This window comes from Methylobacterium brachythecii (genome assembly GCF_014196345.1).
GTDB lineage: Bacteria > Pseudomonadota > Alphaproteobacteria > Rhizobiales > Beijerinckiaceae > Methylobacterium > Methylobacterium brachythecii.
On the sequence record NZ_JACIDN010000007.1, the window covers coordinates 1 to 22,323 of the forward strand.

Consider the following 22,323-nt stretch of genomic DNA (forward strand, 5'->3'; position numbering starts at 1 on the left):
TTCACGAAGCAGCATGGTGAGGCGCCCCGTCAGAACAGGCCGGGCACGGATCACTGAGGCTGGATGCAAAAAGACCGCCGCGGCGAACCGGGCGGGCTAAGTGAGCGACCGCGATCGCTGGGAGAAGGCAACGATCCCACGGCGATGCGGCTGGAATGCGTCATCAAGAGCACGAGCAAGCCCACGACGGTCGGATTAACGCCATGCAAGTCGCAAGGTAGGCTGATACGGTTATGAGCGCGCCTGAGCCTCAAAGATCGCAAACCGATTTAGATGGCGATGCCAACGCCGCCCATCAATGCGCGGGTCTTGATGATCCCAACCCGGTGATGGCGGATGCGGTCACAGAGTTCATGTCGCCGTTTGCTCGTCGCTATGGGATTGTTCCGGGCAACCGCTCTTTCGAGTTCTGCGAGGCACACCTCCTCTAAGGCGATGTTGAGCTTCAGCAGCTAACTCAGCTGCTGCCATTGCCGATGCAGATCGCCGGGAGATTGGGACATGCTCGACAACAGCGAGCGCGTCGCTCCGTTCAATGCGCGGATTAGTGAAAATTTATCGCCATGAAAAAACCCGCTCGGCGAACCGGGCGGGTCGATTTTAGAAATGCCTGTCGAACCAATCAGCAGTCGTCGTCTTTGCCGACACTCTGATTGGCACCAGCGTTGTTCATTGCTCCGACAGTGCCGGGAGACGCGGGCTGATTGCCGCCAGCCGTATTTTTCGACGCCGGATCTTCCTTGTTCTTATCGGTCTGGGCCTGCTGGCCAACGCCCTGGTTGGCGCCCGCATTGTTCATTGCGCCCACAGTTCCAGGGGATGCCGGCTGAGCGCCGCCGGCGGTATTCTTGCTGGATTGGTCGACGGCCGAGCTCTTGTCATTGGAAGCGGACTGCTCAGGGGTTTTGCCTTTGGCCGAACCGGTATTGCAGGGGGCTGCCATCGCCATCGTGGCCGAAAGCAGGATCGCGAGAGCGCCAGAGCCAATTGCCAATTTCATGTGTTTCCTCCGATTTGTTTTGAACCGGGGCAATCAGGCAGTGCGCACCGGAGTTCCCGGCAAACCGGTCTCCTGATGGAAAGAAGCCCGCACTAGCTTTCGCCAGGCGGGCTGAAGGTGCTTGGGAGCGAGTAAGATGACAGCAAGCGACAGGCCAGACACAACAAAGCCCGCTACGAACTGGAGGAACACCGGCGGGCTCTGAGGCCGGGCGGAGCAGCACTGCAAACACCCGAGTTCGTGCAACCGGGGGGCGCCCCCCAGTGTTCAGAAACAGCAAAGCCCGCCCGTGTCAGCTGACGAGGGCAGGCCCTGAAGCCGAGCGGCGATGAGGGGCAACCGCCCGAGACGACGTTACGGCGGCAGCGACAGGAAGGTTTCAGTCCGGATCGCGATAGGCGTGGCCCGAGTCGATGTAGGGCCGGATCCAATCTGCCAGCGGTCCTAGATCCGGATGCACGACGGTTAGGTACAGCACCAGTGCGAACATGATGGTCCAGGCCGAGCCGAGCTGGATCTTATCGCGCGGCGGCACGTCCTTTCCGAACAGGTCCGGCACTGTCACCGCGATGGTCATGGCCGCGATGCCGAGCACGATCCAGAAGTCGAACAGCGCATTGTTGATGAGGAAGGCCGGCTGCCCGGCCAGCCGCCAAAACGTCGCGATGGCGATGTTCAGGTTGTAGGAGGCGCAGACCATCCACACCATGATCGCGTAGAGGCCCGAGCCGTCGGGCCAGCCGCGCGTGAGGATGGCCACGCGGAACGGACGCCAATAGGCGAACAGGCCCCATCCGCTGATGACGAAGAAGATGCTGCGCAGCGCCGTCCCACGTGGGTGGTAGGGAACGAGCTTGGTCAGAAGGAAGGCGGCGACGACGAGGCCGACCAGCGACCACAGCGCCTTGAACTCGAACGCGCCCCGCATCAATGCTGTCCCCGTCTTGCTCGACCGGTGTTAACCTGGAGGCCGGCGAAGGCGTGCCGCATCCGTGCCTCGGCCCCGTAGAGTCCCTGTGCCTCGTCCTCGATCTCGGAGATCAGACGACGGGTCGTCTCGCGCTCGACCGCGAGCGCCTCGCTCGCGCGCTGCTGCTGGGTCGCGATGCTGGGCTCGCGCCCGAGAAGCCGAATCCACATGGCCTTGAGCATTCCCATGCCTCAGCGCCCCGGCACGGCCGGCTGATCGAGCAGCCGGTCCAAGTCTTTTGTGATGCTCTCGACCGTGGCTCGGGTCGCACTGGACGACTTGCCGATCTCCTCGATCATGCGCTCGATCCGCTCGTCGCGGCTGTTCATGCGATCGAGTGCCGAGCGATTGTCCGCGTGCATGGCCGACATGTTCAACGAGATCGTCGTGATGCTAGAGGCGACACCCGAGACAGCGTCCTTCAGCGTCGCCAGCGTATGGTTCGTCTCCGCGGTGACGACCAGCTGTTCCTTCGTGTCCTTGAGGCGAGCATCGGACGATTCCTCGCGCTTTTTGTTGAGGTAAACGATCGCGCCGAGGAACAGGACCAGCAGGGCGCCGGCCACGCCCTGATCGGCGAGCGTCTTCAGAGCGGCTTCCATCAGCTCAGCGTCTTGATCGCCAGGACGAGCACAGTCCCGATCATGCCGAACACGACGAGCCCCTTGCCGCCCTCACGATCGCCGCTGACCAGGGCGAGACCGCCGAAGGCCGTGCAGACGAACGAGAGGACGGCCACGAGGTCGATCCAGGTGCCGTGCATGATCAGCGGCGCACCGCGTTGACCACCTGCGACGCGATCTGCGCGGGGGACGGCGTCACTGCCTGCTGCGCCAGCCCACGGATCGCATCCCCGTTTCGACGCGAGCCTTCGCTCGATCCGAGCCAGTAGTTGCCGACCTGCGTGAACAGGGTCGCAAGCACGCCAAAAAGAATGCTGAGCAATTGGAAGACGCTCGACGGCATCTCCGCCCGCACAAAGAACAGCATGAACATAACGAGGAAGAAGCCGAGGCCGATCACGATGGAGACGACCGGCGCGCCCCAGGCGATACCCGAGCCTGCCTGGGCAAGCTGGATGGTCTGGTTGCGCGCGCTGGCGAGATCCTGGAGATCGCCCTCGCGAGCCTTGGTCTCTGCCTCGATCTGCGCGAGCTTCACGGAAGCCGCCGACGGATCGGCCTGGATGGCTTGAGAAACGTCCTGAGGCGTGGCCTCGACGCCGAGCGCGGCTGCGACGCCCTTTCCGACCAGTCCGCCGATGGTGCCTCCCAGGGGACCGCCGAATAGCCCTCCGAGCGCCGGGAGACCGATCTGCGCCAGTTGCCCGGCAATCTGCTGCCATCCGTCCATCACGCGGCATCCTTCTTCGAGAACAGGGTTTTGAGAGCGGACCAGAAGCCGCCAGTCCGGACGGTCGGCGTCGGCAGCGGCTTCGGGTTGATCTTGTCGATCGCAACTGCCGCGCTCGTATTTGCGGCCACCGGCGCGGGCGCGGGCGGCAGTGGCGCGGCCGGGATCGGCTGCGTGACGACCTGCCCTGGCGACCACGGTGTGTCGGGGATCGCATTCCAGTGCGCGAACCGAGCCGCCAGCTTGTCGTCGTAGGCGTTGGCCTTGTAGCCGGCACCATTCCAGCCGCGCGCCACACCAGCCCAATCATGCGCCTTCAGCTTGCCGGCGAGCCCCATCGCCTTGATCAGCATCACGGTCGCGGTGAGCTGCGCGCCCTCGGAGGCGCACATGGCCACAACCAAGTCCTGCGGGCTGGCGAAGCCGCTCCGGTCATAGTTCTCGCCGAGGATCTGGGTCAGGCCCCATGAAGCCGAGAGGCAGGCTGCCCGCTCGTCGATCGCCAAAGCCTGCGCCAGGCGCGGGTAGCTGTCGGATGGGTAGTTCCCGGGCTTCCATTTCTCGTAGGCGAGCCCGAGCGAAACGGCTCGCGTGCGCTTGTCGCCCGACAGGTTGCGGTGGAAGACATGCGGCTCGAACAGCATCTTCGGCCGGCGGAGCCTGTCGAAGCCCGAGCCGCCCGACTCCACGTCGATGATAGCGTGCATCTCGTCTTCGCCGACGCCGACCAGATGGCCGGCCGCCGGGAGATCCGCGTCCTGCATCTTGATCGCGGCACCGACGAAGCCGACGGCGCGCAGACTCGCAATAGTGCCGATCGAGGCGGCCATCTCACCGGCTCCAGTCGTTGAAGCCGCCGATCGCCGCGAAGGCGATCAGAAGGACGACCGCGACGGCACCGAGAACCAGACCGGCGATCCCGAACCATCCCAGCAGCGAGTAGATATCCCCTCCCGTGATCGGCTCGGATGCCCCTTCGGCCACGGCTGGAGAGCAGGCACAGGCGAGCGCCAGCGCCGCGAGAAAGCGGGTCATGATCAGATCTCCAAGGTTCTTAGGGAGTAAGCGCCTACCGGCACGGACGGCGGCTCAGTACGATCGGCGAGTTGCCCGGATGGCCGCCCGCTGCTCCAGGCGACGGCGGGTCGGGTGGTCTTCTGGAGAGTTTGCTACCCGGCCCGCTTGAGCGCTCGGCCTCACTCTGCCGGCCAGGATCAGATCAAATCCAGAAACACGAGAGCGCTACGAGGCTGCGTCGTCCGCCGGTCGTCTCAACACGGCGCGGGTGACGGCGGGTCGAGCGGTTATCCTGCCCCCAAAGGCCGCTCGGCCCGCTCAGAGCTGCGCCCACTCAGCCCAGCGCTCGCGCAGGTAATCCTCTGTCCAGCCCTGGGCCTGCCGGACCACGTCGACCAGGGAGTTGTCGAAGGCATAGGTCTGAGCGCCGGTCACGAGGCCAAGAGCGACCTTGCGGGGCGTCGGGTTGCCCGTGTCGTCGTCCGGCAGCGTGTTGATGATGGCGAGCAGCGGCGGCGGGACCGTGCCGGGGCCGACGAAGGCCAGATACTCGTCGAAGGAGATCAGCTTCTCGCGCCACAGGCCTTCACCGAACTGGCGGTCCGTGATGGCGGGGAGCGGTGGCGGCGGCGGAGGCGGAGGCTCATAGTCCGACAGCTCACCCCCCTCATATTTGCAACGGCCCATGCGATCCGCGACGGCCTCATAAATCTCGGGCTCGACGGAGAGGCAGTCCGGCTGTTCGACGTTCGAGCGGAATCGGCCTGTGACGATCCCGTCTTCGAGCCGAAGCTGAAGATGCTCGAGCGCCGGAAGCTCGCCGGCCAGAGCATCGGCCACAGAGGTATCGTCCAAGCTCATAGGTTGATGCCTCCGACCTGCAAATTGGGCTGGGCGATGGGACCGTTGGCCTGAACGCGCAGCAATTGGAGCTGCATCCGGTAGGTCGATCCGGGTGTGAGGCCGTTCACCTGGATCATCGGGTTGAGATTGCCCGAGCCGGTGTAGACGGTTGGCGGAAGGGTGATGATCTGCGGACGCCCGATCGCAACCGTTGCGCCGCCCGCTGTGATATTGGCGACCACGAGACGGGCCTGAACGTCGGTGGCCGACGCGGACGAGTTCGTGAAGTCGACCGCCGCGTAGCCAAGCACCTTCGTCCCTGTTGCGGCGAAATCGACTGCGAGAGGGTTCGTCCAGGCGTTGTTGGCCGTAAAGTCGTTCGCCGAACCCTCGGCGGCAAATCCCGTGGTCGGGCTCAACCCGCCGAAGTAGCTGCGAGCGCCGGTCGCATCGACGAGCGTCAAAAGTGAGCGCCCGAAGGCCGTCGTCGCTAAGGCGGCAATCGCCGTCAGGTCCGCATCGACAGGCTGTGCACCGAGGGTCTGCAGCGCGGTTGCCTGACTTGCGTCGTCGAGCAGCGTCTTGATGAAGGTCGATACGCCGAGATTGGTCAACGCGTTCGAGATCTGCGCGGCGGATAATCCCTGCGTTGCGATATCGATGCGCGGGAAGATTTCCGCAAACCGAGAGTTGTTGAGCAGACGTCCAAGCTGAGTATTGCTGACCGATTGATCCGCGTCGAAGCGAAGTCGATTGCCGACGGCGACAGTCAGCGCGGCGGCTGCGCTTTCATCGGCTTGGAGCTGCGCCGCGATTTCATAGAGAGTGTCGAGCGTCGCAGGCGCCGACCCGACAAGGGCGGCGATGGCAGCGGCAACGAGCGCGTTGCCCCCCTTCGGAGACAAGAGCTTGTAATCGTTGGTGCTGTCCAGCGCCTCCGACATGGTGGCCTTGACGTCCGCCAGCGTCGAATCGAGCAAACGCCCCTCGATGACCTGGCCCGCCGACCAATCCGAAGCCGAGTTCGTATTCGCCAGCTTGATGAAGAACAAGAACGGCGTGATGTCGGCTGCCAGATAAGAGAAACCGGCATCCTGATTGTTGTAGGCGGCGCGCCCTGCCAACGTGCCCGTAGCATCCCATTTGAAGGGACCGGCCTCCCATTTGCGCAGCAACTCGTTCAACTGCGCATTTGTGGTCTTGGATGCCGACCAATACGGTCCGGTGTTGACGATCACCCAATCGAGCTGCGCCGACTGGCTCGGCCCTGCCCACGGATTCTTCAGCGTGATCTGCGTCGGAGATTGGCGGGAATCCACCACGCCAACGACGCCGTCCAAGATGAAGATGTCGTATTCGGCCGCGACGAAGCTCGTCAGCGTTCCGGTCACGACGGGAGACCCCGCCGTCACGGCGACGGAGTTGTTCGGATCGGCCATGTCAGGGTGTTCCGCCTGGGTTGCGGGGATCGCGCGGTGAGGGCGGCCGAGGCGTTAGGCCGCCGGGGCGTCGCGCTCGTATTCGACGCGCACGTTCTCGATCGTCAGCGTGTAGTTCGTGCACATCTTGCCGGGCACAGGGCCGCCGTGAAGCACGGGCACCTCGACGTCGCCGACGCGGATGCGAACGCGGTTGCCGTTGGCGTCCTGGATCTCGGTAATGACGGTCTGCTTTGTCTCGTCTGCCATGCCGCTCTCCTATGCGCCGGCCGCCATCGCGGCGTCGGCTTCGTCGGTGGTGGTGATCGTGCCGGCGACGATGCTGGCCTTGGTGCGCGTGTACCGGGCGAAGGCGTCGTCGTGGTTCGCCTCGATCGCATCGTGCAGCTCGCCGATGTCTTCGCCGGCCAGAGGCAGTGCAGAGCCGTCGGCGCATTCCCAGACCGTCGACCAAGCCGGATCGCGCCGGGCGGCCTCCATGGCGCGCAGCACCTTCATGGCGCAGTGATTGTCGCTCGCGATGCGATGGCCTCGGAACATGACGCCGCCCTCGATGAGCGCGTCACGGCGCGCTGCGGCATGCGCGATCAGACCGGCCCGCCTGTCGTCGTCGGTCTCCACGTAAGCGCGGAAGTGGTGGTCGAGGTGGTAAGGCGCGCGCACCACGATCGTCGTCAGACCAGACGGCAGTGCCGCACCGACCGCCGGGATCACGACAGCACCGGCTGGAAGCTCCGGGATCTCCGGCACCACGGCGGGGCGATCGAACTCTGTGTCGGCCAAGCGACAGGCGTCCGGCAACGGCTCCCGCACTACGAAGGACAGGCCGTCCTCATTCTCGGTCACGGCCAGCATGTCGAAGTCGGCCGGGAGGGCGCCCTCGTATTCGATGAAGTCGGCGCCCTCGGCTCGCAGCCGTGCGCGTTCCGCCTCGCGATCCGAGGTCGCGTAAGCGCTGATCAGGTTGCGGAAGACGGGATCGAACAGAGAGAACATGCTCAGACGTCCAAGACGAGGAACTCGGCAGTGCCGACAAAGCCTCCCACGGTCAGCTCGATGCGATCGGCGTAGACGTAGAAGCTGAAATTCCAATTGATAATTGTGCCAGCGCCGCCGCCTTTGTTGTATTTGAAGATGCACGGCGCAACGATCTCACCTGGATCGAAGTATTGAACGTTCTTAGAATTAGCGGTGTCTCTCTGGACGAGCGCCTGAGACAGCTTTAGGCCGCCAATCACGACAGGTGGCGCAGCAAGCGTCCTGCCAAAGCCGATCGTGTAAGCGACCTGCGAGACGCCCGGCGCACTGACGGCCTGCTGAAAGAACAGCGCCTGTCCATCATCGAAAGCCCCCGACACGATGACGTCAGGGTCGAGCGGATCGGCGATGCGGCTCGAAGTGCTTCGCTGGACCCGCAGCAGATCCGGACCATTCCAGTCGACCAGCATCAGCTATCGGTCCGCTTACGCAGGAGCACGTAGGAGATCCCCTGGAGCCCGGTGAACTGGTTGATGCTGTTTCGGAGCTGCACGGCGATCGACGACGTGCCGAACACGACGGAGATCGTCGTGTTGTCGTTGGTGAATGCGTGGTTCTCGCTTCTTTGGTTCGGCGAGGCCTGCCTGATCGGCTCTACCCGCAGATCAGGCTTAGTCGACTGCGCCGGGAACGCGATCGTGAAGTTGAAGATGCCATCGTTGCCGGAGGGCGTCGGGGCCGGCGCTGCGATGAAGCCGCGCTGGATCACCTGGCAATTACGTGCGCCGAGCGCGATCAGCAGATCCTTCTCGGCTGCCGTAGAGACGTCGATCCCCGGCTTCGAGATCTTGATGACGCCGGGCTGGCGGAGCATACGCAGCACCATCAGTAGAGCGCCACGAGATAGCGGACGAGGATGCCGGTGCTGGCACTGAAGCCGGTGATCGCAACCACGAAATACGCCGGATTGCCGTCGAGCAGCCGAGAATAGAATTCGCTACCGCTGTAGCTGTTGCCCTGTCCGTCGTTCTCCGTTCCGTAATAGTTGTTGCGTCGCTCGGTGTTGGCATCTGCCATTGGCCGGAAGTCGAGGAGCGGATCCCCGCCGAGGCCGGCGAGCGAAGACGGCAGATAGATCGGCGTGTTGGTGCTGGCGATGCCGGCGGCGATGATGCGGAACGGCTTGCGATCAGTGAAGCTCGTCGAGAGGAAGAACTTGGTCCGGTCGGTGCGGTCGTCGTTGATGCAGTCGTATCCCGGCTTTGAAAGCCACAGGCCGACTTCTCCGGTCGATGGATGCTGCCCGCGCAGTCTGCGACAAGTCATCAGTCGTAGAAATATTCGGCTTTGCCGCTGAGATTGATCACCCACTTGCCGTCTGGCGACTGCATGCTGCCGGCGGTGATAGCGCCGAGGTTTGCCGTGAGCGAGGACACGGTGAGCACGCTCATCTTCGCGGCCGTCACCGATCCCGTGACGATCAGGCTTCCGTCGACCTCCAGAGTGTAGGCGACCGCGCCATCGTTGCGGCGAACGCCCGTCATGACGAACCCGCCCGTGACGCCGTTGATCGAGCCGGTGACGCCGTACTGAACTTTGAGGCCGTCGATCGACGAGCCGTAGGTCGTGAGGGTTGCGGTCTGACCGTTCACTGTCGTGCTGAGGGCCTGGAGCGATGTCGCCGTCACCGAGATCTGGCCGTCGACCGTGTTGGCCCGCGTGGTGAGCGTGCTGATCGCTGTCGCGTTGCCGGTGATCAAGCCACCCTGCGTCGAGACTGTACTGCTGAGCGATACAAGCTGCTGCGAGATAGCGTCGATCTGGCCGCCCTGCGTCGAGACAGAAGCCTGCAAACTCTGAACCGCTTGCGCAGCGCCAGAAACCTGCCCTTCCGCCGTGGTCAGTCGGGCGGCGATAGCGTCCACGATGCTGGCAATCGCCGAAACCGCGTCAGATCGCGCCTTCACCTCGCGAGAGATCGCGGCGTTGCTCGCCTTCGTCCCGACAAGGATCTCCTGCCGCTGCAGAAAGTCGTTCACCGCCCGATCACTGGCGACGTCGGCGAGCTGGTCTAGCATCGTCGCGAGTTGCTGGATGGCTCCGCGGATGGTGTCATGGGCCGTGTCGATGGCGACGTTGCCGGAGACCGTATCGAGCGCGAGAAGGCCGCTACCGAGCGCCGAAACGTCGGCGATCTGCTTCTGGGCCTCGGCAGTCAGCGCCGCGATATCGACCGACAGGTTTGCCAGGAAGGAGCCATCCACGACCGGCGCGACGGTCAGGAAGGTCGTCTGCGCGTAGCCGCCGTGCAGACCGGTCCGGCCGAAGGCGCGGGCCCGCACCGTCACCGGCCCGTCGGTCTGCTGCATCATGGCTCGACCGCTCGAGGCGGGGCCGAAGGCGCTCAGCACGTCCCAGGTCGCGCCACCGTCGTAGGAGAGGTCTGCCTCGTAGTTCCGGGCTCCGCGCGTCGCCGACACACCCCAGACGACTTCGATCCCGGTCTCGATTCGGTCGCAGCGCGCGTGCAGCACGTCGACCTCGGGGATGAGCGGTTCGTCGAGCGGGTTGAGGCCGATTGGCACCGGGATGATCGGCGTCTCGCCCACGATCTGCCAGACGCGAGGGTCGTCCCGCACCATCTCGATCTGGACGTGATCCTCGTCGGCCGGGACCGCAGAGCGCGCGACCCAGGTCTGCTGCATCTCGGTGAGGCCGCCAACGACGACCGTGGTGGGCGCTTGGCTCTCGCGGGCCAAGACGTCGGCGAGAGCTAGGCCCGACGAGGCCGTGAGCGTGCTGACATCGGACGCGTGGAGCTCCAGACTTCGAACGCCCTGGCCGCGCACCCGGATGATGCCCCAGTCCTTGCCGACCCGAGTCCGGATCGATCCATAGACCCAGTCCGTCGAGACGCTGGCATCGTAGTCGAGCGTGAGGACGTTGCCGCTGAAGCTGGCGACCCCGTAGGCCGTGGTCTGCTTCAGGAACCACATGTCGCTGAGGATGTGGTCGCCGGGATAGATCAAACGGCCGTCCCAGCTCGTCGTCACCGAACGCTCGGCGCCGCGGAACACCGCGCAGGCGGCGAGCCACTTCGCGTGCTTCAGGGCATGCACGGCCTCGGTGATGCCGGGCACCTTGTAGCGCTTCGGCGTGCGGGTCGGCGGCCCGTAGGAGTAGCGCACCTCGTCGGGCTTCTTCGGATCGCCCTCGCGCTCGTACTCGACGATGACGTCGCCGCCCTCGACCTTCGTCTTGAAAGTTGCGGTCCCGGAATCCCGGATGGTCTGGCGGCGGCTGATGATGCGACGTGGCTGCGCCTGCGGCTCGTCCCGCACGAACGAGTGGACCGAGCCGACCTTGATTGGATCCGCCCGCATCGGATGCAGGATTAGCGATGCCGCTTCCCAGAAGCCCGAGACCTCCGGCAGCACACCATCGAAGGTGTCGGCCTCGGTCAGTAGTCCGGCATAGTAGGCAGCCTTGTCGACGTCTGCACCAGCGTCGAGCGCGAGGCCGTAATTGGCCCGGACCAGGTCGGCGTAGGACCAGACGGCCTTACGCGTAGCGCGATCGACCCAGGCGCCGTTCTCGAAGACCGGCACGATGCGCGTCGCGAGCACCGAGACGTCGGAAAAGGCGGTCACCGTCAGACCAGGGCCGGCGCGCACCCGCATCACGATCTCGGAGGTCTGCGGCCTGACGCGGACGTCGTCCTTGAAGGCCGTCATCTCGTCCCAGGTGAAGCTGTTCTGACCGAACTCCTTGGGGTCGGGGTAGATGTTCTGCGCGTTGACCTCGTAGGCGCCCTCGGCCGGCCAGCGGATGATCTTCGAGAAGCGGCTTGCCGTCGTGACGAGCACGTTGTTGTAGGCGTCCCGCAGCAGTTCGAAGGGCTGTCCGATGACCGCACCGGTATCCGGGTCGATCCGGCGCGCCATCCAGACGGCCTCGGCCGAGGCCTTGCGCCGCTCGCCGCTGTTCACGCCGATCAGGTAGACGGCCGGGATGGTCCAGGAGAGCAGGACCGAGTCCGACACGACGCCCTGCGGCTGAGCGCGGAACCAGGGTGAGACGTTCGGATTGCCGCCGACGCGCGGGACTTCCTGGCCGGCGACGTCTCCCGATGCGATGGCGTCGCCAGGCGCGATCGTCGAGGGCTGCTCGTACAGGAATTCGATCGCCGTCTGCGCGGCCGGATCGGTCCCGGTCACCGGCTGGTTGAAGGGGGCGATGAGGCCGCCCTGTGACGCATCCCAGAAGACGGCGTCGCCGACTTTGATCTGGTGGACCTCGTATTTGCCGATGCCGAGCGTAAGGCGCTTCGTGAGCACCATCGTGACGCCGTCGTAGCGGAAATAGTCGCGCTGAGAGAGCGGCGGAACCGACCAGCATTCACCGTACTGCAGAGGCTTGCGGCCGCCCGGCTTCGGCACGTTGCCACCGCCCGACACGCTATAGAGCGTCTGCGTCTTGTCCTTGGCTGCCGAGGCCTGCTGCGCCGCGTAGGCGAGGCCGATCCCGCCCACGACCATGCCGGCCTGGATCGCGGTCGTAAGCACGCCCGTTGCCGCACCCCCACCGAACAGCAGAGAGCCGGAGATCAGAGGCGCCACGACCGGCGCGAGCGCGATGAGGGCGATAGACGCGATGGCGAGCCCGATGGAGGCGAAGCCGCCCCGGCCTGGCACCACCGTGAACACCACGACGTCGTTGGGGCCGATCAGCGTCTTCGACCACTGCGCCTTGATCTTGGCGGTGGCATCGCTCGGCACGAACGGACGCTGATCCACGACGCCGCGGCGGTGGACCGACACGACGAAGTCGCGATGCCGCGCCGGGCGATGCCGGGCGACGATCGTGGAGAGCCGGCGCCGCCTGTTCGGCAGCGTCACGGGCTCGCCGCGGGTCTGCCCGACGACGTTCGTGGTGAGGACTAAAGTCATCAGCCGAGGTAGCTCATAATATTAGACCGCGATTCAGGAGATGTGGCGCTGAGCAGACTTGTCGGGATGGTTTTGCAGTAGCAGCATGAGAAACACTGGAGCATAGGAGTGAAGCGTGGGACATCCAGACCTCGACACGAATTCTGCTCACACAGCCATGTTGGCGACTATCGGAATGCTCGTGAAAGCTCTTGATCGGAAAGGTTCGCTCGATACCGAGGGCCTGATAGATGATCTCAGGCAGGCAGCTGTTGGCCATCGCCAATCCGGTCTTCCGAAATCAGGCGATCTCCTCGGACAGATTGCCGATCATCTTCAATCGACGACAGAACTGCCTCGGATTGCTTCAATGCCTCACACAGCAGACTTCAAGTGGTTAGCTTAGACGGAACGATGTAATTCAACCGCCACCGGCGCGCGGCAGCGAGTTCGAGCGGCGGGTCCAACACCACGCCGTGCCCCTCATCCGTGTGCCAGATCATTCCCGCTCCTATGGCGAGGAAGGTACCGACATGGGTTTCGGCGCCGGACGTCTTGCCCATCAAAACGACAGCGCCGTCGACCGGCTGCGGCACTGAAATCCACTCCTGCCGAACCGGGTGTCCCGCGAGCATCCGAGCTCGGTCCCGGATATCCGCGATCAGCGTTGGGTCGGCCGCCGGCAGAAGCCTTCCGAACAGCTCGGCCTGCGTCAGCGAGGCTAGCCACCAGCAGTGCCGCCCCAGTCGGTCGTAGGGCGTTCCCTGCCATCGCCGCAGGAACGCGTCCCGATCCGTCACGAGAACAGCGCCGGATAGTTGTCCCGGTCGAAAAAGGCGTTGTCACCGGTCGGCACGTTCTGGTTTCGGCCATCCGGCCAAGCGATCGTCCCAGAGGCCTGCGTCGCGTCGATCGCGACCTCGGTCATCAGCAGGCCGTTCAAGCCGTCGTCGTCAGGTCCGGTGACCGCGTCGAGCTGTCCCGGCAGTACACGGTAGAACCGAAGGCTCACCCGGATCTCCTCGTCGTATCCGATGGTGCCCTCGAGCAAAGCGTTGATCTCGTCTGACGCGCCGTCGATCTGCAGCTTGCCGTCCGTCGGCCCGTCGCGATCGGCGCCCGGCCGGATCACTGTGAAGGCCAGGAGCAGGTGCGGAAGCTTCGGGCCGCCCTCGGCAATCGGAAGGCCGATGGTGTCGCCCGGATTGCCAAAATTGTTCGCGACATCGCGCACCATGTAGACGGGCGCCGGGAAGGACGGGTGGTCGATGGCCAGACCGACCACCTCGACGCCCTCGTCGTCCCCCGAGGCGTAACTCTCTTCCAACGCTGCCTTGAGGGTCACGCTCTACCAGTCCTTCACGAGGAGCGTGAACGAGACGATCCACCTCGTGCGGACGTTGCCGGCGAGGCCGACCTTGCCCTTGATCCGACAGGTACGCGTGCCGATCGACATATCGGGCAGCAGCACCGGACCCGTGAACCAGCGCGTGCCGGTGTTGAGGTCGTCGCGGTGGAAGTTCTTGAAGACGACGAACTGCTCAGGCGTCAGCCGAACCTGCATCGTCAGCGGCGTTTCGACGTAGAGCTTGCGACGACGCGGGATATCCGGGCCATCGTCCATCTCGGTGTCTTTGGTCTCCGGATGGAGCTCGCCGGTGCCCATGCTCTGGGCAAGCCCGGTCAGGTCCGGGAGGCTTGCGGGCCAAGTTGGCATGGATCAGCCGATCCGCGTCGCTGGCGTGTTGAACTGCTCGCGGAACGCGCCCCGGCCGCCGCGGCCCTGGTTCGCGAGGCCGTCGCCGACGGTGCGAAGCGCCTGGTCGTAGCCGCCGCTGGCGTTGCGGCGCGGCGGCCCGTCTGCCGCGAGAGGGACGCCCGGCGGTGGGATAAAATTAATGACGGGGGCTCCGCCGTTGCTGTTTGCGGCCTGCATCGTGGCGGCGCGCGGCATCACGTAGCTGCCGCCGGTGACGTAGCCGCCGCCGGCATAGCCGCGAACGCCCCGGCGCATCGCTTCGAGAACGGGGACGCCGATCCGGTTCGTTGCCGCCTTGTCGAAGACGTACTCGTCTTTGTGCACGATGCCGGCGACATCGTACTTGGCGCCGGGCCCCGTATAGCCGCCGCTCTCGAAGCCGAAGAGACTCTTCAGCCCGGAGAACAGGCCACCTTCGCCGCTGAACAGCTTGCTCAGCAGACCCATGTCGGACGAGCCGCGCTTGCCGAAGATCATGTCGGAGATCGACGTAGCAGCGAGATCGGCTGCCTTGTTCTTGATGCCACCGAGCACGTCCTGGAGCGTCTTGGCCTTGCCGGCGCCGTCGATGAGGTCCCGCGTCAGCGTCCGGACGCCGTCGGTCCCGACGCCGCGAAGATCGTCCGTTCGTTTGCTGCTCTCGCGTAGATCCTCGACGCGCTTCGCCGCATCGGCCGCTCGATCGGCATAGTCTTTGATCTGGGCCGTCAGGTCCGGCGTGATATCGCGATCCGCGCGCTTGGCGGCCGTCAGCAGCTCTTGCTCGGTCCGGTAGCGGGCGACCACGTCGGCCGTCATGCCGTAGGTCTGCGCTTCCTCGCCCTGGCGCCGGATGCGGTCGTCGGTCTGCTTCAGGGCCCGGTCGTACTCGTCGACCTTGTCGGCCCCGCCGCCGCCCTTCGACTGCGCCTCGAGGCGGGCCATCTGACCGGCGCGCTCGATCTGACCACGCGCATCGCTGCCGGTGATCGTCTTGCCGATGAGGTCGAAAGCCTTCTGGCGTTGGGCGACGTCCGCCTTCTCGGCGTCGGTCTTGGCCTTCAGAGAGTCGATACGCAGCTGGTCCTGGCGCCGAGACATCTCCTCGGACGAGATAATCTTGCCGTTGGCGTCGGTGAGGGTCTCGATCGCCCGCGTCACGCCAAGGTAGGCGTTCTCGGTCTGGTCGAAGTCAGCCAGCTTCCCGCGCGCCTCGGGGCTGGAAAGGGCGTCGCTCAGGTCGGACTGCTGCTTTCTGAGCTGAGACAGGCGGCTGTAATTCGGATCGACGGCGCGCGCGATGTCACCTGCCGTGGTGGAGGCCCGATTAGCCGCCTCGGTGGCTGCACGGCCTGCCGTCTCGCGGCGCTCTGTATCGAGAATGACCTTTGCAGCTTCGAGCTGGCGCGCTGTCTCGTTATCGTAGGGATTAAGCGGCTCCAAGCCGCTAACCTTCCGGTTGATGTTGGTGTTATCGACAAGCTTCTGAAGCCGATCGACCGCCTCCTGCGCGCCTTCGGGGACGATACCGAGCTTGATGCCGGCGATGCGCTTGGCCGCTTCCCAGTAGCTGTTCGCAGCCGTTGTTGCCGTCTGCCACGCCGCCGCCCAACCGGTGGTGGCAGCGGTGTTGGCCTCGACGGTCGAGCGCAGATACTCGGCCGCCGTCTGCTGCGCAGCCGAGCGATTGCCCTGCTCGAGCTGCGTAAGGATGAGCTGCTTCGTCCGGTCGTCGAGGCCGCCGATCTTCGAAGCAATGTCGTCGATGCCAGTCGTCAGGTTCGAAAACGACGCCGCCAATTGCTGGGTCGCGGTCACGGTGTCCTGGCCCGTGATCCGAGCGTAGCGCTCTGTCTCCCGGGTCAGATCGCCGATCACCGGGAGGGCGATCTGACCGGTCTGCGCGTAGGCGGCCACGATCTCGCGCGCCGTTGAGGTCGAAACCTTTCCGGCTTCGGCGTTGCCCTTGGCGAGGGCATCGAGATCTGAGACGGACGCGCCGGTTCCGCGGCCGAGCCCGAGCGTCGCCTGCTCAAGTTTCTGCCGATCGTCGGACGCACTCTTCGCCGCAAATGCAAAGGCTGCGACCGCCGCCAGCGTGGCTGTCGTCGCCACCGTGAAGGGTGTGACAAGGGCCGTCGCCGAGACGCCGAGCTGCTTCAGGCCCTGCGTCAGACCGCCTTCTCTGTCGCCCAGCTTCTGCAGGACCTGAGACCCCTGCTGCACGGCGATCGTGCTGAGCGGAGCCCCGCCGACCAACTGCGAACTTACGTCGAAGGCCTGATACTTCACGAAGAGCTTGTCGTTCGTGCTCAGACCGCGGGAGGTGTTGTCGTTGACCCCGTATTTCTGCTGCGACAGGTAGCGCAGCCGATCCGCCTCGCTGTCGCTGAGGTTACTGCGCCCGATGATGTCGGCGTCCTTGGCCTGCTGGCGCCCGTTCCGATAGTCCTGGTCCAGACGGCGGCGGAGGGCTTCGATCTCCCTTTGCGTTGCGGGGCTCGGCGTCGGGATGCTGGCCGGTATCGCGGGCGCGGCAGATGCGCCAGCCGCACCCTTCGCCGAGCTCTGCGCCTGACGCGCCGCGTTGGCAGCCTCGTTCGTCTTGGCCGTCAGCTTTTCCGTCGCGGCCGTCGCGCGATCAGCGGCTGCGCCAACGTCGCTGAAGGCGTCCTGACCGGCGCGGCCGGCCTGGTCGAAGGCTTGCTTGATCTCGGCGCCGCCCTCGGCCTGCAGGCGAATGGCATAGCTCTTCGTCGCCATCAGCTATCCCCTTCGGTCTGCCAAGACTCGACGATGATCTTCTCTACGGCTGGGAGCACGTCGGCGAGCAGAGGCGTCTTCGCGCCCATGCTCTCGGCCAGCATCAGGATCGAGGCGAAGTCGACACCGAACACCGAGCCTTGCACCGCCCGGATCTGACCCCCGCACCGTTCGAGGACCATCCAGGCGGCGATGCCGTCCGCCGTCTGTGGCGCATGAACCGTGTAGGGACATTCGGCGCAGGCTACGCCGCAGGCTCCGCAGTAGTCGGGGCCTCGGTCCCGGTAGTGCCACCGGGCAAGCTCGATGATCCGTTTTTTTCCGTGTCCACCGTGAAGGCGGGCGTGGCATAGTCACGATCCAGGCGGTCGTAGATCGGGCAGAGGCCAAGCAGCCGGTCAATGTTGTCGGGCGTGACCTGGGCCGGCTGATCTTTCTCGTCAGCGACGCCTTCCCATTCGACGATGCCGTTGCGAACCAGAGCCCGAACGAGCCCGACGCCAGCGCGGGTATTGGCCGTCTGATCGCCTTCCTCGGCTTCCGAAAACACTTCGGCCGCCTCCCTGCGAGCCAGAGCCATCGCGACAGGGTCGATCGGCCGGACCTTCACGCGCAGCCCTTCGGCTACCGAGGACAGATCGATCCAATAGGGTTCGCGCGGCAGTGCGCCGAGTTTCAACATGGTGACCCTTGAGAGTGAAATGTTGCTTGGAGAGCCGATGCCGTGCTGAATGCCAGCATGTGGATTTTCGTCTGGCTATCGGTCGCCGCCCATGGCGTCGTGTCCTCTGGAACAATTGAGTTCCCGACCAAGGAAGCCTGCGAAGCGGGTAAAAAGAGTTGGGGTGAGATGTACGTCACCCAAACTGAGCGCGGCGGGTCAGCTCCATACTTGGATGCTAAATGCATTCAGAAGCAGACCGGAAAGCCTCAGTAGCCCTCGACGTCATTCACCAGGATGGCGGTCACGGTCCGGCCGAGTGTCGGATCCTTCGCTGCCTGCCAAGCGAAGGTGGCCTGCACCCCGTTCGGCCCCGTGACGGGAGTCTTGGCCTTCGGCAAGAACACCGAGTGCCCCTTGATGATCAGCGAGCGGCTCGCGTCGGTGGTCCAGCCGAAGTCCAGCTCGCACGGCGTGCCGTTGGTGGCCTGGTCGAGCAGCGTCGTGCTGTCGAAGCGCACTACGATCTGCCCCGACATCATCACCATGCCGGCGTCGGCGTCGGCGATGCGGCCGTCGGCGCGCAGCACCTCCACCTTCTCCAGCTGGTTCGAATAGGTGAACTCGGACGAGACGACGGTGCCGAGCGCGATGCCGTTCCGGCTGACGCTGCCCTGTGCCTGCGCGAACCGCTCGATGACGGCCTCAGAGGGCGATGCGGCCGCGCCGGGCACCGCCGCCTTCGTCTCGCCCTGGGCGATGAGTCCCAACGTCGCCGTCAGCAGCCCCGAGCGCTGCATGGCCACGCGCATGGTGTTGCCCCGAACGCCGAAGTTCATCCCGTAGCTGGGCACCTCGGGCATGCCGATCTGGACGGACATCGACGGCAGTTGCTGCGCACCGGAGTGAAATTCGTGAGTGTGGACGTCAGACGCCGCTGTGCTGGTCGGCGCACCGAAGTACAGCTTCAGCCACGTCCCGAAGTTGCGCAGGTCGATCGGCACGACGACGTCGCCATCGTTGTTCGCCACATCCTTCGTCGGCGGCAGTGGCTCGCGGCCGTAGCCGAGCAGGTCCGATTCCAGCAGCCCCTGCTCCTCACCGAGCTGCGAGGACACGAAGGGCAGCTTCGCAAACCCGGTGCTGGGCGGCGTGCCGTAGGTAGTTTCGAAGGCAGCCGCCATGATGGCGTTCGCGCCGCGTGCTCGGGCCATGGTGGTGCTCCTGTCAGTTCAGGGGGTCGGTGGTGCCGTAGGTCGCCACGATGGTGACGAGAGCGGCGCGCGAGACAGCGGCGCCGGAGGTGGTGAGCGGCTCGGTGCTGACGTCACCGACCTGCACGTAGTCGCAGAGGCCGCCGAGGGTCCGGTCCGCCGCGATGGCGGCCCCGATTTTGCCGAGCATCGTGTCGAGCGCGGTCTCGGCCGCGATCGTCTTGGTCTTGTTCGCCGCGACGTCGACGGGGATCTGATGATCGAAGACGTAGGTCGCCGGGCTTAGGGTGACTTCGGGATCACCGGGGTCACCGTCGTCGATATTCACGAAGCCGCCGTCGGGAAGGGTCTGCTGCTTGACCTCGTTCCGGTAGTGGGCGGCCTGGGGCAGCGCGCCCTTGATGAGGGCGGCCAGCGCCTGGATGACCTGCTCGCGCTTGCTCGCCATCAGGGCACCGGCGCGGTGGCGATGACATCGACAGGCGTGAGGTCGGTCGCCGTGCAGGTGAACGTGTCGTAGCCGACGAGGGCGGTCACGAGGCCGATGACGGCAGGCAGCGTGCGCGAACCCCGAACCTGCCCAGAGATTGCGGTGGCGCTCTTCGTCAATCCAGTCACGACGTAATCGCGGCCGCCCGACCTCCATGCGGTGGCGGTGACGATCGGCGATGCCGAGAAACGTCCCGATGGTAGCGTGACGATGAAGGTGCAGTCGGCCTTCGAAGCTACGGTGGTGGCGAACTGAGCGAAGGCAGGACCGGTCGCACCCGTGTCACCCTTAGCGCCGGCATCTCCCTTGGCGCCCGCTAGTCCTGCGGCTCCTGCGCTGCCCTGAGAGCCCGCATCGCCTTTCGGGCCTGTTGCTCCGATTGCTCCTGCCGGACCCTGGCCGCCCACTGCTCCAGGGTCTCCCTTGGCACCGGTGGCGCCTTGCGGTCCGATTGGTCCGACATCGCCTTTGTCGCCTTCTGCTCCTGGAAAACCGGCAACGCCCTGAGGGCCGGGATCTCCCTGCGGCCCTTTGGCGCCTGTAGCGCCTACAGGACCCGCAGGCCCTGCCGGGCCAGTGGCGCCGGTATCCCCCTTCGGACCAGCCGAGCCGTCCTTGCCTGCTGCGCCTGCCGCGCCTGCAGGTCCTCGATCGCCCTGAGGCCCGGCAGCACCCACAGGTCCAGCCAGGCCGTCTGCGCCGCAAGGGCCAGTCGCACCAGTTGGTCCGACAGGTCCAGGGCTACCGACTGCACCCGCAGAGCCTGCTGGCCCAGCAGGTCCTGGCTGTCCTTGTGGTCCGACATCACCGCGCTCTCCTCTGGCGCCAGTGTCGCCCTTCACGCCGGGCGCGCCATCCGTACCCGGTACGCCGGGCGAACCTGCCGCACCGACCACGCGCCCGATATCGGCGGTGGACCCGTCGGAGTAGGTTAGGACGAGGCGACCGGCCCCATTGATCGTCGTCGCCGTGACGCTGCGCCCGGCCGCTGCCGGGCTCATCATCATCGAGCTCTCGTCCTCCGCGGCAGCGGGGCATGCGAGAAGCGCGAGAGCCGCCCCGATGGCGAGGAGACGACGCATCAATTGCCGTTCCCGTAGTGCAGCCGGAACGCGCAGGCGACGCCCTGTAAGTCGGCCAGCGCCATGATCGAGACGTATCGGGTCTGGCCGCCCATCGGATTCGACGAGCTGCCGAGCACGCGGCCGGACCGCGCCATGAACACCGTGTCCTCGAACTCGTTCACGGCGCCCGTCGCCGAGGTCACCAGCCGGACGTTGCTGAGGGTCTTGCCGCCGAAGGTGACGGCTTGGGTGGTCACCGGCGCCGTCACCGACACCGAAGCGATGACGATGTCGGCAGGGCAGAGATTGAGCCCGCGATAGACCGGTGCGCCGTCGGGCTGGACGATCTCATAGGTCTGCGGCGTTGTGCTGACCGGGAGCGCGAAAGCCTTGCCGTTGCGCGCGAAGGGCACCGCCGAGGTGACGTTTCCGTCGCGGTCGTAGACGGCAACCGGCTTCAGCGTCTCGCTGCGCGGGACGCCAGGGGCGACAGCCGGCGGCTTTTCGGCCAAGGCCGCGCCGGAAATGAGTAGGAGGCCGAGGATCAGGGCAACGCAACGGAGCATCGTCACACCTCGTTGGCCGAACGAGCTTCGTCGATGAGAGCGGGCGCGCGAGCGGCCCATTCCTGAGCGATCCGATCCACGTCGAGCCGCTTCCGGAGCTTCGCCTGTTTCACCAGAACGAAAATCACCACGAACGAGCGTCCAGCTGTCGGGCCGCCCTCATTGATCGGCTTGAAGGACTTGCGCCGCTGGAAGCGAGCCGCCTGGCGCCGGTAAAAGGCATCGGCGACGAGCACGCCGCCCGATTTGCTTGGCACGAAGCGCAGCTTCACGCCGGTTTCGCGTTCCCAGTCGGCCGGGGTGAGGCGTTTGCTGCCCTTGGAGACGCTGACGTGCTTCACGCCGGCGTCGGGGGCCGGGATCGCGAGGAATTTCTTGTTCTGCGCCGTGATCGTGACGCCCTGCTCGAAAGCCATGATCAGCTTCGCCGCGTTCGAGCTGACGTAGGCGGCCGCCTCAAGGCTTTCACCGCTCTCAGGATACGTCGCACCGCGCCATGTGTTCGCAAGACGCTGACCGAGGCCGGCCCGCTTCACGTCGGCTCGCAGGTCGCCTTTCAGGCCGTCGGTCGCCTTACGCATGCCGGCGGTGACCGAGCGCGCGAGACCCTTGGCTTCGCCCTGCATGCCCTCGGTAAAACTCGGGATCTGGACGCCGAACCTCACGGCGCGTCCTCGTCCGGATCGGGCTGCACCATCTGCACCTCGAGGGTGCGCACGATGCGATGGGCGTCGATCTTCGACAGGCCGATGACCTCGACCGTGCCCGCCGGTTCGCCGTCCTCAGCCTGCATCTCGAAGGTGTCGCCCTGCGCCGGGCTCGGCACCTCGGACAAGCGCACGTCGATCAGCATGGCGTCGAGGTCGTACTGGTTGCCGCCGAGACCGACGATGGCCTCGGGCGACTTCCTGATGATGCGCACCGGCACGCCATCACCCTGACCTCCAGCACGCCAAAGGGCGTCTCCGGCGATGTTCGGATCGTCGAAGATGGAATCGATGGCGAGGGAGAAGGCGGACATGGTTTAGGATTGCTTCGAGCCGCGCTTGTCGTCCTCGTTCTCGGGCTCGGAGCCAGGCTTGGGCGACTGCGCTGCCGTCACATCCGGCCCGCGCTTGCCGTCACCACCCTCCTCCTCGGCCGAGACGTGTGTCCCGGCCTGCAGCGCAGCCTGAGCTGCATCCCAGTCGAGCGTGACGATCTCGCCGTCCTTCTTGCCTGTTTCGCGCAATCGCATGGCGACCTCCTTCGATGCGGCCGCCCTCTTTCGGGGAGCCAAGATGATGGGATCGGCCACCG

General features: G+C 65.4%; 32 protein-coding genes. 2 read left to right on the forward strand and 30 right to left on the reverse strand.

All coding sequences use genetic code 11. The features are described from left to right. Positions 1-233 precede the first annotated feature (233 nt). Positions 234-431 (forward strand): hypothetical protein, encoded by a 198-nt coding sequence (locus GGR33_RS18020; protein ID WP_183507773.1) that lies wholly within the window; start codon positions 234-236, stop codon positions 429-431. A gap of 191 nt (positions 432-622) precedes the next feature. Here GGR33_RS18020 and GGR33_RS18025 read toward each other — a convergent pair whose 3' ends face one another. The 22 genes from GGR33_RS18025 to GGR33_RS18130 form a co-directional block, all read right to left on the reverse strand. Then, on the reverse strand, positions 623-1,000 hold the full coding sequence (locus GGR33_RS18025) for an exopolysaccharide production protein YjbE (protein WP_183507775.1): 378 nt from the start codon (positions 998-1,000) through the stop codon (positions 623-625). 379 nt (positions 1,001-1,379) lie between these two features. Further along, the gene (locus tag GGR33_RS18030; protein ID WP_183507777.1) at positions 1,380-1,928 is read right to left on the reverse strand and encodes a hypothetical protein; all 549 of its coding nucleotides are present in this window, start codon (positions 1,926-1,928) and stop codon (positions 1,380-1,382) included. Further along, positions 1,928-2,152 (reverse strand): hypothetical protein, encoded by a 225-nt coding sequence (locus tag GGR33_RS18035; protein WP_183507778.1) that lies wholly within the window; start codon positions 2,150-2,152, stop codon positions 1,928-1,930. Before GGR33_RS18035 ends, GGR33_RS18030 begins: the two co-directional genes overlap by 1 nt. A 9-nt stretch (positions 2,153-2,161) precedes the next feature. After that, on the reverse strand, positions 2,162-2,572 hold the full coding sequence (locus tag GGR33_RS18040) for a hypothetical protein (RefSeq protein ID WP_183507780.1): 411 nt from the start codon (positions 2,570-2,572) through the stop codon (positions 2,162-2,164). Next, positions 2,572-2,733: a hypothetical protein gene (locus GGR33_RS18045; RefSeq protein ID WP_183507782.1), complete on the reverse strand. Its 162-nt coding sequence runs from the start codon at positions 2,731-2,733 to the stop codon at positions 2,572-2,574. The genes GGR33_RS18040 and GGR33_RS18045 overlap by 1 nt, the downstream gene beginning before the upstream one ends. 2 nt (positions 2,734-2,735) lie before the next feature. Continuing rightward, on the reverse strand, positions 2,736-3,323 hold the full coding sequence (locus GGR33_RS18050) for a hypothetical protein (protein ID WP_183507784.1): 588 nt from the start codon (positions 3,321-3,323) through the stop codon (positions 2,736-2,738). Continuing rightward, on the reverse strand, positions 3,323-4,153 hold the full coding sequence (locus GGR33_RS18055) for an N-acetylmuramidase family protein (RefSeq protein WP_183507786.1): 831 nt from the start codon (positions 4,151-4,153) through the stop codon (positions 3,323-3,325). The genes GGR33_RS18050 and GGR33_RS18055 overlap by 1 nt, the downstream gene beginning before the upstream one ends. 1 nt (position 4,154) lies before the next feature. Continuing rightward, positions 4,155-4,358, reverse strand: a complete 204-nt coding sequence (locus GGR33_RS18060; RefSeq protein ID WP_183507788.1) for a hypothetical protein — start codon at positions 4,356-4,358, stop codon at positions 4,155-4,157. Positions 4,359-4,658: 300 nt separating this feature from the next. Further along, positions 4,659-5,201, reverse strand: a complete 543-nt coding sequence (locus GGR33_RS18065) for a hypothetical protein (protein WP_183507790.1) — start codon at positions 5,199-5,201, stop codon at positions 4,659-4,661. Beyond that, the gene (locus GGR33_RS18070) at positions 5,198-6,622 is read right to left on the reverse strand and encodes a hypothetical protein (protein WP_183507792.1); all 1,425 of its coding nucleotides are present in this window, start codon (positions 6,620-6,622) and stop codon (positions 5,198-5,200) included. Before GGR33_RS18070 ends, GGR33_RS18065 begins: the two co-directional genes overlap by 4 nt. A 54-nt stretch (positions 6,623-6,676) precedes the next feature. Then, positions 6,677-6,871 (reverse strand): hypothetical protein, encoded by a 195-nt coding sequence (locus tag GGR33_RS18075; protein WP_183507794.1) that lies wholly within the window; start codon positions 6,869-6,871, stop codon positions 6,677-6,679. A 9-nt stretch (positions 6,872-6,880) separates the two neighbouring features. Continuing rightward, positions 6,881-7,618: a DUF4376 domain-containing protein gene (locus GGR33_RS18080; protein ID WP_183507796.1), complete on the reverse strand. Its 738-nt coding sequence runs from the start codon at positions 7,616-7,618 to the stop codon at positions 6,881-6,883. Between the two features lie 2 nt (positions 7,619-7,620). Continuing rightward, complete coding sequence (locus GGR33_RS18085) at positions 7,621-8,070, reverse strand: hypothetical protein (protein WP_183507797.1); 450 nt, start codon at positions 8,068-8,070, stop codon at positions 7,621-7,623. Beyond that, on the reverse strand, positions 8,070-8,486 hold the full coding sequence (locus GGR33_RS18090) for a hypothetical protein (protein WP_183507799.1): 417 nt from the start codon (positions 8,484-8,486) through the stop codon (positions 8,070-8,072). The genes GGR33_RS18085 and GGR33_RS18090 overlap by 1 nt, the downstream gene beginning before the upstream one ends. Then, positions 8,486-8,926: a hypothetical protein gene (locus tag GGR33_RS18095; protein ID WP_183507801.1), complete on the reverse strand. Its 441-nt coding sequence runs from the start codon at positions 8,924-8,926 to the stop codon at positions 8,486-8,488. The genes GGR33_RS18090 and GGR33_RS18095 overlap by 1 nt, the downstream gene beginning before the upstream one ends. Then, complete coding sequence (locus GGR33_RS18100) at positions 8,926-12,549, reverse strand: host specificity factor TipJ family phage tail protein (RefSeq protein ID WP_183507803.1); 3,624 nt, start codon at positions 12,547-12,549, stop codon at positions 8,926-8,928. Before GGR33_RS18100 ends, GGR33_RS18095 begins: the two co-directional genes overlap by 1 nt. Positions 12,550-12,917: 368 nt before the next feature. Continuing rightward, positions 12,918-13,328 carry a glycoside hydrolase gene (locus GGR33_RS18105; protein WP_183507805.1) on the reverse strand — a complete coding sequence of 137 codons (411 nt, stop codon included), beginning with the start codon at positions 13,326-13,328 and terminating at the stop codon, positions 12,918-12,920. Further along, positions 13,325-13,873: a DUF1833 family protein gene (locus GGR33_RS18110; protein ID WP_183507807.1), complete on the reverse strand. Its 549-nt coding sequence runs from the start codon at positions 13,871-13,873 to the stop codon at positions 13,325-13,327. Before GGR33_RS18110 ends, GGR33_RS18105 begins: the two co-directional genes overlap by 4 nt. A 3-nt stretch (positions 13,874-13,876) precedes the next feature. Beyond that, positions 13,877-14,245, reverse strand: a complete 369-nt coding sequence (locus GGR33_RS18115; RefSeq protein WP_183507809.1) for a hypothetical protein — start codon at positions 14,243-14,245, stop codon at positions 13,877-13,879. Positions 14,246-14,248: 3 nt separating this feature from the next. Then, a complete protein-coding gene (locus GGR33_RS18120) occupies positions 14,249-17,029 on the reverse strand; it encodes a phage tail length tape measure family protein (RefSeq protein WP_183507811.1) in 2,781 nt (926 codons plus the stop codon). Further along, entirely contained in the window at positions 17,029-17,211 is a 183-nt protein-coding gene (locus GGR33_RS25740; protein ID WP_210302084.1) for a DUF7697 family protein, read from the reverse strand. The genes GGR33_RS18120 and GGR33_RS25740 overlap by 1 nt, the downstream gene beginning before the upstream one ends. A 62-nt stretch (positions 17,212-17,273) precedes the next feature. Next, entirely contained in the window at positions 17,274-17,711 is a 438-nt protein-coding gene (locus tag GGR33_RS18130; RefSeq protein ID WP_183507813.1) for a hypothetical protein, read from the reverse strand. A 42-nt stretch (positions 17,712-17,753) separates the two neighbouring features. Between GGR33_RS18130 and GGR33_RS18135 the strand changes: the two genes are divergently transcribed. Next, on the forward strand, positions 17,754-17,966 hold the full coding sequence (locus GGR33_RS18135; protein ID WP_183507815.1) for a hypothetical protein: 213 nt from the start codon (positions 17,754-17,756) through the stop codon (positions 17,964-17,966). On the opposite strand, the gene GGR33_RS18140 is transcribed toward GGR33_RS18135, so the two are convergent. The 8 genes from GGR33_RS18140 to GGR33_RS18170 all read right to left on the reverse strand — a co-directional run bounded on the left by GGR33_RS18140 (position 17,960) and on the right by GGR33_RS18170 (position 22,261). Continuing rightward, positions 17,960-18,904, reverse strand: a complete 945-nt coding sequence (locus GGR33_RS18140) for a phage tail tube protein (protein WP_183507817.1) — start codon at positions 18,902-18,904, stop codon at positions 17,960-17,962. The two genes, GGR33_RS18135 and GGR33_RS18140, sit on opposite strands and share 7 nt — an antisense overlap. A 13-nt stretch (positions 18,905-18,917) precedes the next feature. Beyond that, complete coding sequence (locus tag GGR33_RS18145; RefSeq protein ID WP_183507819.1) at positions 18,918-19,352, reverse strand: hypothetical protein; 435 nt, start codon at positions 19,350-19,352, stop codon at positions 18,918-18,920. Then, positions 19,352-19,522 (reverse strand): hypothetical protein, encoded by a 171-nt coding sequence (locus GGR33_RS26015; RefSeq protein WP_246413255.1) that lies wholly within the window; start codon positions 19,520-19,522, stop codon positions 19,352-19,354. Before GGR33_RS26015 ends, GGR33_RS18145 begins: the two co-directional genes overlap by 1 nt. 419 nt (positions 19,523-19,941) lie before the next feature. Beyond that, positions 19,942-20,199 (reverse strand): hypothetical protein, encoded by a 258-nt coding sequence (locus GGR33_RS26020; protein WP_246413257.1) that lies wholly within the window; start codon positions 20,197-20,199, stop codon positions 19,942-19,944. A 276-nt stretch (positions 20,200-20,475) separates the two neighbouring features. Beyond that, positions 20,476-21,024 (reverse strand): hypothetical protein, encoded by a 549-nt coding sequence (locus tag GGR33_RS18155; RefSeq protein WP_183507823.1) that lies wholly within the window; start codon positions 21,022-21,024, stop codon positions 20,476-20,478. 2 nt (positions 21,025-21,026) lie between these two features. Then, positions 21,027-21,689 carry a DUF6441 family protein gene (locus tag GGR33_RS18160; RefSeq protein ID WP_284211660.1) on the reverse strand — a complete coding sequence of 221 codons (663 nt, stop codon included), beginning with the start codon at positions 21,687-21,689 and terminating at the stop codon, positions 21,027-21,029. Further along, a complete protein-coding gene (locus GGR33_RS18165; RefSeq protein WP_183507825.1) occupies positions 21,686-22,045 on the reverse strand; it encodes a head-tail joining protein in 360 nt (119 codons plus the stop codon). The genes GGR33_RS18160 and GGR33_RS18165 overlap by 4 nt, the downstream gene beginning before the upstream one ends. Positions 22,046-22,048: 3 nt before the next feature. After that, positions 22,049-22,261, reverse strand: coding sequence for a hypothetical protein (locus GGR33_RS18170; protein WP_183508393.1), 213 nt, complete (start codon positions 22,259-22,261; stop codon positions 22,049-22,051). Positions 22,262-22,323 lie beyond the last annotated feature (62 nt).